At 69.2% G+C, this 15,635-nt stretch carries 13 protein-coding genes, 1 tRNA gene and 1 pseudogene; 10 read left to right on the forward strand and 5 right to left on the reverse strand.

Going from position 1 to position 15,635, the window contains the following annotated elements; translation table 11 throughout:
• The first annotated feature begins 218 nt into the window (after positions 1 to 218).
• Together ACZ6CV_RS15880 and ACZ6CV_RS15885 are read left to right on the forward strand one after the other, a co-directional pair.
• The gene (locus ACZ6CV_RS15880; RefSeq protein WP_469251346.1) at positions 219 to 1,175 is read left to right on the forward strand and encodes a hypothetical protein; all 957 of its coding nucleotides are present in this window, start codon (positions 219 to 221) and stop codon (positions 1,173 to 1,175) included.
• A 174-nt stretch (positions 1,176 to 1,349) separates the two neighbouring features.
• Positions 1,350 to 1,778, forward strand: a complete 429-nt coding sequence (locus ACZ6CV_RS15885) for a hypothetical protein (RefSeq protein WP_469251347.1) — start codon at positions 1,350 to 1,352, stop codon at positions 1,776 to 1,778.
• 692 nt (positions 1,779 to 2,470) lie between these two features.
• Here the strand turns inward: ACZ6CV_RS15885 and ACZ6CV_RS15890 are convergent.
• Positions 2,471 to 2,737 (reverse strand): annotated as a pseudogene (locus tag ACZ6CV_RS15890) (IclR family transcriptional regulator domain-containing protein); the annotation flags it as partial.
• A gap of 45 nt (positions 2,738 to 2,782) precedes the next feature.
• Between ACZ6CV_RS15890 and ACZ6CV_RS15895 the strand changes: the two are divergent.
• The 4 genes from ACZ6CV_RS15895 to ACZ6CV_RS15910 all read left to right on the forward strand — a co-directional run bounded on the left by ACZ6CV_RS15895 (position 2,783) and on the right by ACZ6CV_RS15910 (position 4,641).
• The gene (locus ACZ6CV_RS15895) at positions 2,783 to 3,031 is read left to right on the forward strand and encodes a hypothetical protein (RefSeq protein ID WP_469251348.1); all 249 of its coding nucleotides are present in this window, start codon (positions 2,783 to 2,785) and stop codon (positions 3,029 to 3,031) included.
• Positions 3,006 to 3,599 carry a hypothetical protein gene (locus ACZ6CV_RS15900; protein ID WP_469251349.1) on the forward strand — a complete coding sequence of 198 codons (594 nt, stop codon included), beginning with the start codon at positions 3,006 to 3,008 and terminating at the stop codon, positions 3,597 to 3,599. Before ACZ6CV_RS15895 ends, ACZ6CV_RS15900 begins: the two co-directional genes overlap by 26 nt.
• Before the next feature lie 177 nt (positions 3,600 to 3,776).
• Positions 3,777 to 4,103: a hypothetical protein gene (locus ACZ6CV_RS15905; RefSeq protein WP_469251350.1), complete on the forward strand. Its 327-nt coding sequence runs from the start codon at positions 3,777 to 3,779 to the stop codon at positions 4,101 to 4,103.
• Positions 4,104 to 4,293: 190 nt separating this feature from the next.
• A complete protein-coding gene (locus tag ACZ6CV_RS15910; RefSeq protein ID WP_469251351.1) occupies positions 4,294 to 4,641 on the forward strand; it encodes a hypothetical protein in 348 nt (115 codons plus the stop codon).
• A 244-nt stretch (positions 4,642 to 4,885) separates the two neighbouring features.
• Here ACZ6CV_RS15910 and ACZ6CV_RS15915 read toward each other — a convergent pair.
• Positions 4,886 to 4,973: transfer RNA gene (locus ACZ6CV_RS15915), tRNA-Leu, on the reverse strand.
• A gap of 138 nt (positions 4,974 to 5,111) precedes the next feature.
• Here ACZ6CV_RS15915 and ACZ6CV_RS15920 point away from each other — a divergent pair.
• Positions 5,112 to 6,455 (forward strand): DUF2254 domain-containing protein, encoded by a 1,344-nt coding sequence (locus ACZ6CV_RS15920; protein ID WP_469251352.1) that lies wholly within the window; start codon positions 5,112 to 5,114, stop codon positions 6,453 to 6,455.
• Between the two features lie 34 nt (positions 6,456 to 6,489).
• Here the strand turns inward: ACZ6CV_RS15920 and ACZ6CV_RS15925 are convergent, their stop codons facing one another.
• The 3 genes from ACZ6CV_RS15925 to sucC all read right to left on the reverse strand — a co-directional run bounded on the left by ACZ6CV_RS15925 (position 6,490) and on the right by sucC (position 10,271).
• Entirely contained in the window at positions 6,490 to 8,139 is a 1,650-nt protein-coding gene (locus ACZ6CV_RS15925) for an aldehyde dehydrogenase family protein (RefSeq protein WP_469251353.1), read from the reverse strand.
• A 117-nt stretch (positions 8,140 to 8,256) separates the two neighbouring features.
• A complete protein-coding gene (gene sucD, locus ACZ6CV_RS15930) occupies positions 8,257 to 9,129 on the reverse strand; it encodes a succinate--CoA ligase subunit alpha (RefSeq protein ID WP_469251354.1) in 873 nt (290 codons plus the stop codon).
• Between the two features lie 11 nt (positions 9,130 to 9,140).
• Positions 9,141 to 10,271 carry an ADP-forming succinate--CoA ligase subunit beta gene (gene sucC / locus ACZ6CV_RS15935; RefSeq protein ID WP_469251355.1) on the reverse strand — a complete coding sequence of 377 codons (1,131 nt, stop codon included), beginning with the start codon at positions 10,269 to 10,271 and terminating at the stop codon, positions 9,141 to 9,143.
• Between the two features lie 235 nt (positions 10,272 to 10,506).
• On the opposite strand from sucC, the gene ACZ6CV_RS15940 reads away from it, so the two are divergent.
• From ACZ6CV_RS15940 to ACZ6CV_RS15950, 3 genes are read left to right on the forward strand one after another with little or no spacing between them, the layout of a single operon-like run.
• A complete protein-coding gene (locus ACZ6CV_RS15940) occupies positions 10,507 to 12,192 on the forward strand; it encodes a thiamine pyrophosphate-binding protein (RefSeq protein ID WP_469251356.1) in 1,686 nt (561 codons plus the stop codon).
• A gap of 14 nt (positions 12,193 to 12,206) precedes the next feature.
• Positions 12,207 to 13,436 (forward strand): formyl-CoA transferase, encoded by a 1,230-nt coding sequence (gene frc, locus ACZ6CV_RS15945; RefSeq protein WP_469251357.1) that lies wholly within the window; start codon positions 12,207 to 12,209, stop codon positions 13,434 to 13,436.
• Entirely contained in the window at positions 13,437 to 15,593 is a 2,157-nt protein-coding gene (locus tag ACZ6CV_RS15950) for an acetate--CoA ligase family protein (protein WP_469251358.1), read from the forward strand.
• Positions 15,594 to 15,635 lie beyond the last annotated feature (42 nt).

Raw genomic sequence — 15,635 nt, forward strand, 5'->3', positions numbered from 1 at the left:
GTTTCGCAGGGGCCTGGTGCGAAGTCTCAGCCAGGGCTGCGCGGAGACGGAAGTGGTGCCCGGGTAGAGAGAAATGAAGGCCGGGAGGTCAGGAGCGACATGTATGACACGCACGGGACACAAGGTGCAACAATCAAGCCAGCTTCGGGCGGCGCTGACAACCGCCACCAGCGATCGTCGTACGATCTTGAGGACGTACGGGTCCCCGGGGGTATGGCATGTCCAGGTCGACGCGCAAGCGCACCGTGTTCTTCTTCGAGATCGTCCGGGCGAGCCCCGAGGAGTCTCGGATGTCCCCCCAACCATGGCGCGAGTTTCTGGACGGGATAGCCGCACGCGACCCCTGGGAGCGGACCGTGGTCAGCGGCGAAGACAAGCTGGTCGGTTTCGTCGACCGGGACATGACAGAGAACCATCTCCTGGTTGCCAAGACCACCGGCGAGGTCCCCCACCAGCTGGACCGTGAGCACGGCACCATCGGCGCCCTGCAGCTGCCGGATGGAACCGATGTTGCCCATGTGACCACGCTCTGCTTCCTGCCCTACGGCAATCTCGTCGGCGCCCTGTACGGCGGCATGTCCGCGCCACGCGTCTCCGCGCTCACCAAGTGGTTGAACGGGGTGGGTCTGCCCTGCAACCCGGTGCTCCTGAAGCCTGTGATCCACCCAGGGGCTCGCGAGACCCTGAACCGCATCGAGGCGGTCTCCGAGTTCACCGTGACCCTGGAGGGGGCGCCCGCAGACACCCTGTCTGCCCTGCGCGCCAACGCGGAACTGGGTCGCAGTCTGGGGAACCTGGGACGTCGCCATCCGGACACGTCGATCACGCTCAGCCTCAAAGTGCCCCGTCGCGGCAACCCGCTCAGCCGACTGCGCCGCAACCGCGCTGCCACCAGACTCCGCAACGACGTCCTGGAGTTCATGCCCGACCTCGACGAATGGGTGGACGAGTCGGGAGTGGTCCGTTCGGTGACCGGGCAGGTCGCAGTCCGTGATCCTTACCGGCAATCGCTGGCCTACGAACCGCTGGACTTCCTGTCCCACCGCATCACCGCCCAGGTGGAGGTCCCCGTGGCCCTCACCGACGGCCGCTCGGTGGACCTCGCCTTCGCGGTCCGTACCGTGTTCGAAGCGGCACGCGCCCACGAACAGGCCCTCAAAGATGCCTGCCGCTGACCGCCGGAAAGCCGGCTCCGCCCGGCCAGCTTGTCAGTGGGGACGACTAGGCTGACCAGCGAACTTCGGTGATGCAGGGCACGGCGGAGCGGGGGGCGGGGTCCGATGGTGCGGGATTGGCGGGTCCACTGGGTAGGGCGTCCGTCGCTCGACTGGTGCGGTGCTTTAACCGTGGTGGGTGGCCATCTGGCAGTGGTGCTGGCGACGGGGCGAGGCGACGTACTGGCCTGGCCCGATCGTGATCAGCGAATCGACATCTACACGGCGATCGCGACCGTTGCCGCACTCGTCGGCAGTTTCGTCACGGCAGCCATCGCCCAGTACGCATCCGCGGCGGGACCGCGGATGCGGTTCCTGCGCACACATCCGGTCCAGGGGGTTCAGTTCCGGCGGAACTGGCTCGGGGTACTCGGAGCGACACTCGCTGTCTCGGGCCTATGCCTCCTGGCCATGGCACTCGACACCACTGAGTCTGATCCAGGTGGCGTGCACTGGCTGGCCGAGATTGCCGTGTGCCTCGGCGCAGTGCGTGCGCTGCGGCTGTACTGGTTGTTCGGGCGGGTCATCGTGGCAGCGGACATCGACTTGGAACAGTCCGAGTGAGCGCTCCGGCCGTCCGGACAAGGCTCGCAGTTGATATCTCGACAGCCTGGTGGTTGACGTCCCGGCCCCGCGCCAGGCGGGCATTGCCAACCGAGCCAACCAAGGGAGCCGACGAGCGCTGGCCCCGTTGAACGATCCGTGCAGTGCCCTCCGAGACCGGGTGCAGCGGACACCCGGATCAGACATTCTTGGACCACAGAACTGGGCTGGCCGGTTGAGCGGCCGCATGTCAGCATCAGTATGTGGCCGTGTTCGGATGTCAGCGAAACCCCGAAATTCCACCCCATAACCGATCCCCGGATGTGCCGGGTGGTGTTCGTCGCGGTGCTGAGCCCTATGCCGACGCTCGCGCTGGTACCTAAACGATCCCTGAGGACTTGGCCTCAAGTGCCTGTGCCTGCAGGCCGGAGGCGCCGGGAAGCGCATGTATTCACCTTTCGCCTCTCGACGGCTGACGGCCGGCCTGAAGATCTGCCGTGGAGGGGCCCGGTGCGCTGGGTGGGGCCTGACCAATGGCCGCCGCTGTGCGGACGATGCGATCTGCCGGACGTGGATGTGCTGTTGACGGGGCATCTGGAGGGATGGATCCCGAACGGGCGGATCAAGTTGGAGCCCTGACTACTACTCCCCGTTGGCGATGACTGTGGCGGTCTCCAGCAGCACCGCGGCCACGGCAGGCAGGTCCTGCTCCCTCAGGCGCACGGCGGCGCGTGGACGGAGATCGCCGCGAGGGGCTCTCCGATCCGGTTACAGACGGCCACTGCAACGCCATGCAGATCGGGTGCACTCTCCTCAAGATCCGCGGCCCATCCCCGGACTCTGACCTCCTCCAACTCACCCTCCAGGTCCGCCCATTCAGTGATGCTTGCTGTCGCCGTTGCGGGGAGTTGGCCCGGGAGGACGGCACGTATCTGTCCTGGGTCACACAGCGCGAGCAGGGCCTTGCCCGCTGCGGTGACATGGGCGGGTAGTTCCTACCCGAGCGAGACGCTGACGCGCAGGGTTTGTCGGCACTCGACTCCGTCGAGCAACCGGACCACGGCGGCGTCGAGCATGTAGAGGCACACCGTTTCCTGCAGTCTCTCGGACAGCTCTTCCAGATGCCGGCGGCCCTGTCGGCGGACATCGAGGTAGGCGATCGCGTCCAGGCCCATACGTACGAGCTGCGGGCCGAGGGAATATCCGCGCTGGCCCGGATCGTGGCGCAGGAATCCCGTGTGTTGCAGCGTGACCAGGACGCGGGTGTGCGGTAGAGCGAGACATACCGAGCTCTCGGGCGGTCTCGGTGACGCCGATCTCATTCCCGACGACGCCACCGCCGACGGCATCGCGCATCAGCAGTACGCAATGTCGAAGCGCGTCTACCGCTCCTGGACATCGACGACCCGGCGTCTTGACCCCGCGCCGCACGACCGTCGCAAACGCCTGACGTTCAGCGAGGCAAAGAAGGTCCGCCGGAAGTGGAACTCCTCGGCAAACGTCGACGCCGTACGCAACCTGAAAGCGATCGCCCAGGATCTGCTTCTCGATCCGGTCATGGCCTCCTACCGGCGTGGCGACTTCGCCCGCTGGCAAGGGCACGTCGCGGTTGACGACACTCCAGTCCCGGTCTGGGGAAAGGCGCCGGACTCCAGGAGAGACAGAGCCTCGCTCGAGATCACCGCCGGCAACTACCAGAAGGGTGACAAACCGAAGAAGCGAACGACGCGCGATAGCAGCGCCCGAGCCACACACACACGAACACTGGCACCCGACGCGGCACGGCCAACAAGCGAGCGCCCCGGAAAACCAAGGCAAAGACGGGGGCGGGTAAAGAGGTAAAAGCCAAGAAAGGCAAGGGCCTGTTCCGCTACGCCATGATGGCGGCCTTCCCCGGCCATGGCCACAGGAAGCTTGCTGGCGCCTAACCTGCAGTCTGTCTCGGCATGAACCTCCACACTCCCGGCACCGAACCTGGCCCAGCGGCTCTGCGCCATCCAACCGGCCTACGAGCGGGGCTTGGTGAAGGGGCTCCTCTGCGCCGACCGGGGCATCTCCCAGGCCCGGACTGAAAACCTGCATCTGCAGCTGCTCGAACTCGACCTGGATGTGGTGAAGCACTACAACGACGACGAGGTCGACCAGAAGGACTACCGCGGCATGCAGCTCGTCGGCGGTGAGTTCTACTGCCCGCTGATGCCCATCCCACTGGTCACCGCGGGCACCGCATACATCAACGGCCGAACGGACGAGAACCGCGTCCACGCACTCAACTTGATCCAGTCCCGTAAGAGCTACCAGACCAAGATCAAGGAGTACGGGCCCGCAGGCGACCAGCGTCGATAACGCCCGGCCCTCGGACCGCACGCCACAGTCACCTGCTACCGCCGTCCCCAACCACGCCGGTCCACCGTCGTCGACCTCGATGCCCCCACCGTCCGCACCGCGGCAGCTCTTCCCGCGACCCCAACCCAAGCAGGAAACGGGCGCCTTCCCCGACATCTGCACGGGGAAGAGCATCACCGTTCCCGGCACCGTGCTGGCCAAGTGGCGGCAGAAATACCCCCTGTTCACCCCCGAGTGGCAGGAAGCCTGGTCCGGACTGCGCAGCCAGAACGAGGGCGGCAACGACAACCTCAAGAAGTCCGCTCTCGACAGCATCGACAACGCCCAACTGCGTCTGCCCCACGGGCGCGTCGCACAGACTCTGCTCAACGCCGTCATCATCTTCGTGGCGAACCTTAGGGCCATCGAGCGCTTCCGTCGCGACCAAGGAATCCGTCCCCGCAAAGCGAGCGCGACGGGCATCGCAGGGCAGACCAGCCCGCGCACCGACCCACCGCAGCACCGATCTCGTGCGGCCGAGCCGCCGCCACGTGAGTGACCCGCCCGAACCGCAGCCCACCCCCCGATAACCCCACATGCCTGCGCCACGGCGATGAGCCGTCGCACAGGCATATCCTGTTTCCGCAGGTGAGAGACGCAGTGCCCGGACCGCCACCGCACCAACCCCTCACTGAGTCGATCGCACGGCCCGAAGGCCCTAGGAACGCGAAAAACCGGCGAATCAGATGACTCGGCCGGTAATTCGTGAACTCTCTGGGTCGATCTCGTGAACGTCCCCTTGCTGGTGTCCGAGGGGGGACTTGAACCCCCACGCCCGATAAAGGGCACTAGCACCTCAAGCTAGCGCGTCTGCCATTCCGCCACCCGGACAAGGTGTCTGCCGCGCGGGGTGTTCCCCGCGGCGACATGGACAACAATACCAAGGTTTCGGAGTGCCTTTCACCTGCGTATCCGTCCGCTGATCACCGGTTGCGCGACGGCTCGGTACGGCCGCCCTAGAGTCTGACCATGAGTGACGGGTTGATTACCGAGACGGCTGAGGCGCTCGGCGGGATGACGGCGCGGCGGCCCCGGATGCTGTCGCCGCTGCGCGAGCACCTGCGGGACACCATGTGGTTCGCGCCGACGGCCGGGCTCGTGGGAGCCATGCTCCTGTGGTGGGTCGCGGCGGAGCTGGACACGCAGATCGTCTCGGCCCTGCGCGACGACGGCGACCAGGACGCGATCAAGGACCTGATGGGCATCGCCGACGACGCCAAGGCGGTGATCAGCACCATCGGCAGCGCGATGATGACCTTCATCGGTGTCGTCTTCAGCATCTCGCTCGTGGCCGTGCAGATGGCGAGCGGGCAGTTCAGCCCGCGAGTGGTCCGGCTCTACGTCCGGTCCCGGATCACCAAGATCACGCTCACCGTGTTCATGGCCACGTTCCTCTTCTCCCTGATGACGCTCACCTCCTTCGACAGCGAGGAGGACCCCCGGCTCCTGACGAGTGTGCCGCTGATCGAGTCGGTGCTGGCGATGCTGATGGTGCTGCTGAGCCTGCTGCTGTTCGTGGCGTACGTGAACGGGACGGTGCGGATGATGCGGATCGGCTTCGTGATCGACCGGATCGCGCGCGAGTCGTTCCGGGTCGCCGTGAAGCAGCCCACGGAGCTCCCGGTGGACACGGCGCGGCTCGGTCCGGAGACCGCCCAGGTCACCCATCAGGGCAGGGCCGGGGTGCTGCGGGACGTGAACATCGCGCGCGCCGTGCGGGCGGCCCGGCGCCAGGGGGTCGTACTGCGGCTGATCCCGCGGATCGGGGACTTCGTCGTGCCGGGAACCCCCGTGTTCACGGTGCACGGCGGGGCGGCGCCCGCGCGGCGGTCACTGGCGTACACGGTGTCCGTGGGGGTGGAGCGCACCTTCCACCAGGACCTCGGATTCGGGTTGCGGCAGTTGTCCGACATCGCGCTGCGGGCGCTCTCCCCCGCGGTGAACGATCCGACGACCGCCGTGCAGGCCCTGGACCGCATCGTGCAGTTCCTGGCGTCGATCGTCCCGTATCCGTTGGGCGCCCTCGGCCACCGCGACCGGCGCGGGGCGCTGCGGCTCGTGCAGTCCGTGCCGGACTGGACCGCTCTGGTCGATCTGGGGTTCGCCGAGATCAGGGGGTGCGCGGTCGGCAACCCCCAGGTGACCCGGCGCATGCTGGCCGGCCTCGACGACCTGCTGTCGCTGGCCCCCGAGGAGCGCCGCGAGCCGCTCCTGCGGCACCGGGAGCTCCTCGTGCAGGCCGTGGAGCGCTCGGTGCCGGAGGCGGCGGACCGCGTCTTCGCCCTGCTGCCGGACCGGCAGGGCATCGGCTGATCCCGGCCCGCAGCCTGGTGGGGCGGCCCTCGTGTCACACCATGCGGTGGTCGCTCGGGAAGTTGCCCGGTGGGTGCTCGCCGGCCGGCCCGCGGGTGACGGCGCGCACCAGCAGCTCCCCGCCCACGAACGCGCCGCGCCAGGACCCGCCGAACCCGCCGAAGTGCTCGTCGCGGTCGCCGCGGGACCGTGGCTTGCCCCGGCCGGTCTTGAAGGCCCGGATCTGCGGCGCGAGACGGTCGTACGTCGCCGGGTCGTCGGTGGAGAGCGTGGCGACGAGCGCGCCGTTCGACGCGTTCATGGCGGCGAGCAGCTCCGCCTCGGTGTCGACGAGGACGATCGTGTCGACGGGCCCGAACGGTTCCGCGTGGTGCAGGGGTGAGGAGGGTGGCGGGTTGAGGAGGGTGACGGGGTGCAGGTACGCGCTCGTGTCCTGGCCGCGCAGGAAACGTCCGTCGTCCGGCGTGCCGCGGTGGAGGGGTACGGCGCCCCGGTCGACGGCCTCGGTGATCTGGTCGTCGAGCTCCTTGGCCTTGGCCGCGTTGATGAGCGGCCCGAAGTCGAGGTCGGGGAACGGGTCTTCGGGCTGCCCGACGGCGAGCGGGTGTCCTACGCGTACGGTGCGGACCGCCGGCAGGTAGGCGGCCAGGAACGCGTCGAACAGGGCGCGCTGGACGACGAAGCGCGGGTACGCCGTGCAGCGCTGCTTGCCGTAGTCGAAGAGCTTGGGGATGTGCGCGGCCAGCGCGTCCCAGTCGCTGTAGTTCCAGATGCCCCAGGTGTTCAGTCCTTCCTGTTCGAGGATGTGTGGCTTGCCGAGGTCGGTCACCGCGGTGGCCACGGCGGCGCCGGTGTCCCGGCCGCCGACGAAGGAGACACAGCCGATCTCGGGCGCCCGCACGAGCGATGCGGACAGCTCGCGCCCGCTGCCGCTGACGAGGGTGACGGGCAGCCCCTCGCGGGCGGCGAGCGCACAGGCCAGGGTGAGGCAGGCGACGCCGCCGTCGGTCGGGGTCTTGGCGATGACCGCGTTCCCTGCCAGTGTCTGGACCAGCATGGTGTGAACGAGCACGCTCATCGGGTAGTTCCAGCTCGCGATGTTGGAAACGGGACCGTCCAGCGGGACCCTGCCGTCGACCATCGGTTCGATCCCGTCGACGTACCAACGCACGCCTTCGATGGCCCGGTCGACGTCGGCCTGTGCCAGACGCCAGGGCTTGCCGATCTCCCAGACCAGGAGCAGCGCGAGCAGTTCGCGGTGGCGGGCGAGGGAGTCGAGCGTCGCGGCGACGCGGGCGCTCCGCTCGGCGAGAGGGACGTGCCGCCAGGCGCGGTGCTGGTCGAGCGCGGCGCGCACGGCCTGCCCGGCGGTGATGGCGTCGAGCCGGGGCGGTCCGGTGATGGGTCTGCCGTCGACGGGGCTGGTCGCGGGCAGGGTCCGGCCGTCGTCCTGCCAGGCGCCGTTCCACAGATTGAGGACGTGGTCGTCGCGGAAGGCCTCGGGGGCGACGGCGAGGCAGCGCTGCCAGGCGTCGGTCCAGTCGGTGCCGGCCTTGAGGACGAGTGCGTCGCGGAATTGTCCTCCGCGGACGTGTCCTTCGTGTTCACGTTCTTCGCGGACTTGTCCTGCGCGTTCACGTTCTTCGCGGTCGAGGGCGTCGCGTGAGGTGCTCGGGGCTGTCATCTGGGTGTCTCCGCTCACGGTGCACGGTCGGGGCGGGGAGGAACATCAGGAACGTACGGCCGGGACGGGGCACCCGGTCGGCCAGGAAGGTACGGCCAAGGCGCACGACCAGGGCCGTCAGAGAAGGTCGAGCACCAGCCGCGCCGTCTCGGTGGGCGTGCTGCCCACCCGTACGCCCACCGCCTCCAGCGCCGCCTTCTTCGCCTGCGCGGTGCCCGAGGAGCCGGAGACGATCGCGCCGGCGTGACCCATCGTCTTGCCCTCGGGCGCCGTGAAGCCGGCGATGTAGGCCACGACGGGTTTGCTGACGGACGCCTCGATGTAGGCGGCGGCGCGCTCCTCGGCGTCGCCGCCGATCTCACCTATCAGGACGATGAGTTCCGTGTCGGGGTCGGCCTCGAAGGCGGCCAGGCAGTCGATGTGGGTGGTGCCGACGACGGGGTCTCCCCCGATGCCCACACAGGTCGAGAAGCCGACGTCGCGGAGCTCGTACATGAGCTGGTAGGTGAGGGTGCCGGACTTCGAGACCAGGCCGATGCGGCCGGGCTTGGTGATGTCGGCGGGGATGATGCCCGCGTTGGACTGCCCGGGAGTGATCAGGCCGGGACAGTTGGGGCCGATGACGCGGGTGCCGCGCTCCTTCGCGTACGAGAGGAAGGCGACGGAGTCGTGCACGGGGACGCCCTCGGTGATGACGACGGCGAGTGCGATGCCGGCGTCCGCGGCGTCCAGGACGGCGGCCTTGGTGAAGGCGGGCGGCACGAGGACGACGGTCGTGTCGGCGCCCGTCGCCGCCATCCCGTCGGCCACGGAGCCGAACACCGGCACGGCGCGGTCGTCGAAGTCAACGGTGCGGCCCGCCTTGCGGGGGTTCACGCCGCCGACGACGTCCGTGCCCGCGGCGAGCATGCGGCGGGTGTGCAGCATCCCGACGGCACCCGTCATGCCCTGGACGAGGACCTTGCTCTCCTTGGTGAGGTGGATCGCCATGTCCCGGCTCCTTAGCGCGCGTTGGCGAGGTCGGCGGCGCGGCGGGCCGCGCCGTCCATGGTGGTGGCCTGCTGGACCAGCGGGTGGGCGCGGCCGTCGAGGATGGCACGGCCGCGGGCGGCGTTGTTGCCGTCGAGCCGGACCACCAGGGGTTTGGTCAACGTGACGGACTCCAGGGCGCTGACGATGCCGTCGGCCACGGCGTCGCAGGCGGTGATGCCGCCGAAGACGTTCACGAAGACGGACCTCACCGAGGGGTCGGAGAGGATGACGGTGAGGCCGTCGGCCATGACCTCGGCGGAGGCGCCGCCTCCGATGTCGAGGAAGTTGGCGGGGCGTGCGCCGCAGCCGGCGACCACGTCGAGGGTCGACATGACGAGTCCGGCGCCGTTGCCGATGACGCCGACCTCGCCGTCCAGCTTCACGTAGTTGAGGCCCTTGGCCGCGGCCGCCGCCTCGAGTTCCTGTTCGTGGGTCTCCTGGTCCGTGCCCCAGCGCTCCTGCCGGAAGCGGGCGTTGTCGTCGAGGGTGACCTTGCCGTCGAGGGCGAGGATTTCGCCCTGTGCGGTGCGCACGAGCGGGTTGACCTCGACGAGGAGTGCGTCCTCCCGGGTCAGCACGTGCCAGAGCCTGACCAGGGTGTCGGCCGTCTCGGCGGGGAGGCCGGCGGCGGCCGCGATGTCGAGTGCCGTGGCCCGGGTCACCCCTTCCTCGGGGGCGATGGAGATGCGCGCCACCGCTTCGGGGCGGCTCGCCGCGACCTCCTCGATGTCCATGCCGCCCTCGGCGGACGCGATCGCGAGGAAGCGCCCGGCCGCGCGGTCCAGTACGTAGGAGACGTAGAACTCGGCGTCGATGGCGACGGGTTGGGCCACCATCACCGCGCGCGTGGTGTGGCCCTTGATGTCCATGCCGAGGATCTGGCGGGCCGTGATCTCGGCCGCGGCGGGGTCGGCGGCGAGCTTCACTCCGCCTGCCTTGCCGCGTCCGCCTGTCTTGACCTGGGCCTTGATGACGACGCGGCCGCCCAGCCGCTCCGCGCACGCGCGGGCCTCCTTGGCCGTGCGGGCGACCTCGGCGCGGGGCACCAAGATGCCGTGCTCTTCGAAGAGTTGCCTTGCCTGGTGCTCGAAAAGATCCATTTCGGCTCCTGACCACTGTGGCTGATCGCCTGACCGCTGTGTCTGATCGGGTGTGCCGTTCGGGGTGAGATCCCCGGGCCCCCGAAAAGTGCCGCACGCCCCCTGGACACCACTCACCGGATGCGGGATAACAAGCTTCATACAGTATTCGTCGACTGTATGCAATCTACCGCGAGGGCGCCCCCAGAGCGTGCGAGCGCACTCCGACTCCCCTACGAAGGGACAGGACTTCGCCATGCCCGACGACAACAGCCAGCAGGACATATCCGGTGGACATCTGGTCGCCAAGGCGCTCAAAGCGGAGGGCGTCGAGGTCATCTACACCCTCTGCGGCGGCCACATCATCGACATCTATGACGGCTGCGTCGACGAGGGCATCGACGTCGTCGACGTACGCCACGAACAGGTCGCCGCCCACGCCGCCGACGGCTACGCGCGCATCACCGGCAAGCCGGGCTGCGCGGTGGTGACGGCAGGACCCGGCACGACGGACGCCGTCACCGGGGTCGCCAACGCCTTCCGCGCGGAGTCCCCCATGCTGCTGATCGGCGGCCAAGGAGCCCACAGCCAGCACAAGATGGGCTCGCTCCAGGACCTGCCGCACGTCGACATGATGACGCCGATCACCAAGTTCGCGGCGACCGTGCCGGACACCGCGCGCGCCGCCGACATGGTGTCCATGGCGTTCCGCGAGTGCTACCACGGCGCCCCGGGCCCGTCCTTTTTGGAGATACCGCGCGACGTGCTCGACGCCAAGGTGCCAGCCGCCACGGCGCGCGTCCCCAAGGCCGGGCACTACCGGGCCTCGACACGGTCCACCGGTGACCCCGAGGCGGTCGAGAAGCTCGCCGACCTCCTCGTGCACGCCGAGAAGCCCGCCATCCTGCTCGGCAGCCAGGTGTGGACGACCCGGGGCACCGAAGCCGCCATCGACCTCGTACGCACCCTCAACGTGCCCGCGTACATGAACGGCGCGGGCCGCGGCACCCTGCCGCCCGGAGACCCGCACCACTTCCAGCTCTCCCGGCGCTACGCGTTCTCCAACGCCGACCTCATCGTCATCGTGGGCACCCCCTTCGACTTCCGCATGGGCTACGGAAAGCGGCTCTCGCCGCAGGCCACCGTCGTCCAGATCGACCTCGACTACCGCACCGTGGGCAAGAACCGCGACATCGACCTCGGCATCGTCGGAGACGCCGGACTCATCCTCAAGTCGGTCACCGAGGCCGCTTCAGGCCGGCTCAACGGCGGGGCGTCCCGTCGCAAGGAGTGGCTCGACGAGCTGCGCGCCGCCGAGCAGACCGCCGTGGAGAAGCGTCTGCCGCACCTCAGGTCCGACGCGTCCCCGATCCATCCGTACCGCCTGGTGAGCGAGATCAACGACTTCCTCACCGAGGACTCCGTCTACATCGGCGACGGCGGCGACATCGTCACCTTCTCCGGCCAGGTCGTCCAGCCCAGGTCGCCCGGCCACTGGATGGACCCGGGGCCGCTCGGCACGCTCGGCGTCGGCATCCCCTTCGTCCTCGCCGCCAAGCAGGCCCGGCCCGACAAGGAGGTGGTGGCCCTCTTCGGAGACGGCGCCTTCAGCCTCACCGGCTGGGACTTCGAGACCCTCGTCCGCTACGACCTGCCCTTCGTCGGAATCGTCGGCAACAACTCGTCGATGAACCAGATCCGTTACGGCCAGAAGGCCAAGTACGGGCAGGAGCGCGAGCGCGTCGGCAACACCCTGGGCGACGTCCGCTACGACCGGTTCGCCCAAATGCTCGGCGGCCACGGCGAAGAGGTCCGCGACCCGGCCGACATCGGCCCCGCCCTGCGCCGCGCGCGCGAGTCCGGCAAGCCCTCCCTGATCAACGTCTGGGTCGACCCGGACGCGTACGCCCCCGGAACCATGAACCAGACCATGTACAAGTGAGGAGCCCGACGGCCATGACCAAGGCTCTTGAAGGCATTCGCGTCCTCGACATGACGCACGTCCAGTCCGGCCCCTCGGCCACCCAGCTGCTCGCCTGGCTCGGCGCGGACGTGGTGAAGCTGGAAGCGCCCACCGGCGACATCACCCGCACACAACTGCGCGACCTCCCCGACGTCGACTCGCTGTACTTCACGATGCTCAACTGCAACAAGCGGAGCATCACCCTCAACACCAAGACCGAGCGCGGCAAGGAGCTCCTCACGGAGCTGATCCGGCGATCCGACGTGATGGTGGAGAACTTCGGCCCCGGCGCCGTGGACCGGATGGGCTTCACCTGGGAGCGCATCCGGGAGATCAACCCGCGCATCGTCTACGCCTCGATCAAGGGCTTCGGAGACGGCCCCTACACCAACTTCAAGGCCTACGAAGTGGTGGCCCAGGCCATGGGCGGCTCCATGTCCACCACCGGCTTCGAGGACGGCCCGCCGCTCGCCACGGGCGCCCAGATCGGCGACTCCGGAACGGGCATCCACGCCGTCGCCGGCATCCTGGCCGCCCTCTTCCAGCGGGAGAGCACCGGCAGGGGCCAGCGCGTGAACGTGGCGATGCAGCACGCCGTGCTGAACCTGTGCCGCGTCAAACTCCGCGACCAGCAGCGGCTCGCCCACGGGCCGCTGGCGGAGTACCCCAACGAGGACTTCGGGGACGAGGTCCCCCGCTCCGGGAACGCGTCCGGCGGCGGGCAGCCCGGCTGGGCCGTCAAGTGCGCGCCGGGCGGACCGAACGACTACGTGTACGTCATCGTGCAGCCCGTCGGCTGGCGGCCGATCACCGAGCTCATCGGGCGCCCGGAGCTTGCCGACGACCCCGACTGGGCGACTCCGCAGGCGCGGCTGCCCAAGCTGGGCAAGATGTTCCAGCTGATCGAGGAGTGGTCCTCGACGCTGCCCAAGTGGGACGTCCTGGAGCGGCTCAACGCCCACAACATCCCCTGCGGCCCGATCCTCTCCACCCGGGAGATCATCGAGGACGCCTCCCTGGTCGCCAACGAGATGGTCGTCGAGGTCCCGCACCCCGAGCGCGGCAGCTTCACCACGGTCGGCTCCCCGCTGAAGCTCTCCGACTCACCCGTGGAGATGGTCAGTTCGCCGCTGCTCGGCGAGCACAACGAAGAGGTGTTCGTCGGCGAGCTCGGCCTCGGCGACGAGGAACTGCGCCTGCTCAAGTCGAACGGGGTGATCTGAGTGGGCACCGAGGACCGCCGGCGGAGGGTGCGCGCGCTCCTGGACGCGGTGCGCGCCCAGGACCGTACGTCGCTGACCGCCCCCGAGGGCAAGGTCGTCGCGGACGCCTACGGCATCGCCGTACCCGGCGAGGCGCTGGCCACCGACGTCGACGAGGCCGTGGCGCACGCCGCCCGCCTCGGCGGGCCCGTCGTCCTGAAGATCGTGTCGCCGGACATCCTGCACAAGACCGACGCGGGCGGCGTGGTGGTCGGTGTGGAGGGCGCGGCGGACGTCCGGGCCGCCTTCCACCGGATCGTGGAGAACGCCCTCGCATACGCCCCTCAGGCCCGTGTGGAGGGCGTCCAGGTGCAGGAGCTGCTGCCGGGCGGTCCTTCGGTCCAGGAGGTCATCGTGGGGGCGGTCACCGACCCCACGTTCGGGAAGGTCGTCGCCTTCGGCCTCGGCGGGGTGCTCGTGGAGGTCCTCAAGGACGTCACCTTCCGGCTGGCACCCGTGGACACCGACGAGGCCGCCTCCATGCTCGACTCCATCAGGGCGGCGGAGATCCTGCACGGGGTGCGCGGCGCGCAGCCGGTGGACCGGCGGGCCCTCGCGGAGCAGATCCGCCTGGTCTCCGAACTGGTCACCGACTTCCCGGAGATCGCCGAGGTGGACCTCAACCCGGTCGTCGCCACACCGCACGGCGCGGTCGCGGCGGACATCCGGATCATCCTCTCCGAAGGAACCCCCGAGCCGCGGCGCACCTACACGCGCGAGCAGATGCTCGCCTCGATGCGCCGGCTCATGCAGCCCCGTTCGGTGGCCGTGATCGGCGCCTCGAACGAGGCGGGGAAGATCGGCAACTCGGTGATGCGCAACCTCGTCGACGGCGGCTTCTCCGGAGAGATCCATCCGGTGAACCCCAAGGCCGATGACATCGTCGGCCGCAAGGCGTACATGAGTGTCACGGACGTTCCCGGCGAGGTGGATGTGGCGGTCTTCGCGATCCCCGCCGCGTTCGTGGCCGCGGCCCTGGAGGAGGTGGGCCGCAAGGGCATACCGAACGCGGTGCTGATCCCCTCCGGGTTCGCGGAGACCGGCGAACACGCCCTCCAGGACGAGATCGTGGCGATCGGCGAGCGGTACGGGGTGCGGATCCTCGGGCCCAACATCTACGGCTACTACTCGACCTGGCACGACCTGTGCGCCACGTTCTGCACGCCGTACGACGTGAAGGGACCGGTCGCCCTGACGAGCCAGTCGGGCGGCATCGGCATGGCCATCCTCGGCTTCGCCCGCACGACCAGGACGGGTGTGTCGGCGATCGTCGGACTCGGCAACAAGTCGGACCTGGACGAGGACGACCTCCTGACATGGTTCGGCGAGGACCCTCACACCCAGTGCATCGCCATGCATCTGGAGGACCTCAAGGACGGGCGGGCCTTCGTCGAGGCCGCGCGGGCGACGGTTCCCAAGAAGCCGGTCGTCGTCCTGAAGGCCGGGCGCACCGCGGCGGGCGCGAAGGCCGCCGGCTCGCACACGGGCGCGCTCGCGGGCGACGACGCCGTGTACGACGACATCCTGCGCCAGGCGGGCGTGATCCGGGCGCCCGGCCTCAACGACATGCTGGAGTACGCGCGCGCGTTGCCGGTGCTGCCCACTCCGAAGGGCGACAACATCGTCGTCATCACGGGCGCCGGCGGCTCGGGGGTGCTGCTCTCGGATGCCGTGAGCGACAACGGTCTGCGGCTGATGGACATCCCCGAGGACCTCGACGCGTCCTTCAGGGCGTTCATTCCGCCCTTCGGGGCCGCGGGCAACCCGGTGGACATCACGGGTGGTGAACCGCCCGCCACGTACGAGGCGACCATCAGGCTCGGCCTGGAGGACCCCCGTATCCACGCGCTCGTCCTCGGCTACTGGCACACCATCGTCACGCCTCCCATGGTCTTCGCCGAACTGACGGCCCGTGTGGTGGCCGAGTTCCGCGCGCGGGGCGTGGAGAAGCCCGTGGTGGCCTCGCTGGCGGGCGATGTCGAGGTGGAGGAGGCCTGCCAGTACCTCTTCGAGCGCGGCGTCGTGGCGTACCCGTACACGACCGAGAAGCCGGTCGCGGTGCTCGGCGCGAAGTACCGCTGGGCGCGGGCGGCCGGGCTGTTGGGGGGCGGTCGATGAGGTGACCGGTTCGGGGCCGGCCGGCGGTGCGCGCCGCCGGCC

It is taken from the genome of Streptomyces sp. NPDC041713, assembly GCF_055591085.1.

Excerpts from the sequence above, each read along its gene's own strand:
- ACZ6CV_RS15940 (WP_469251356.1), top strand. The coding sequence starts at position 10,507 with ATGCCCGACGACAACAGCCAGCAGGACATATCCGGTGGACATCTGGTC.
- frc (WP_469251357.1), top strand. The coding sequence starts at position 12,207 with ATGACCAAGGCTCTTGAAGGCATTCGCGTCCTCGACATGACGCACGTC.
- ACZ6CV_RS15880 (WP_469251346.1), top strand. The coding sequence starts at position 219 with ATGTCCAGGTCGACGCGCAAGCGCACCGTGTTCTTCTTCGAGATCGTC.
- sucD (WP_469251354.1), bottom strand. The coding sequence starts at position 9,129 with ATGGCGATCCACCTCACCAAGGAGAGCAAGGTCCTCGTCCAGGGCATG.
- sucC (WP_469251355.1), bottom strand. The coding sequence starts at position 10,271 with ATGGATCTTTTCGAGCACCAGGCAAGGCAACTCTTCGAAGAGCACGGC.
- ACZ6CV_RS15920 (WP_469251352.1), top strand. The coding sequence starts at position 5,112 with ATGAGTGACGGGTTGATTACCGAGACGGCTGAGGCGCTCGGCGGGATG.
- ACZ6CV_RS15925 (WP_469251353.1), bottom strand. The coding sequence starts at position 8,139 with ATGACAGCCCCGAGCACCTCACGCGACGCCCTCGACCGCGAAGAACGT.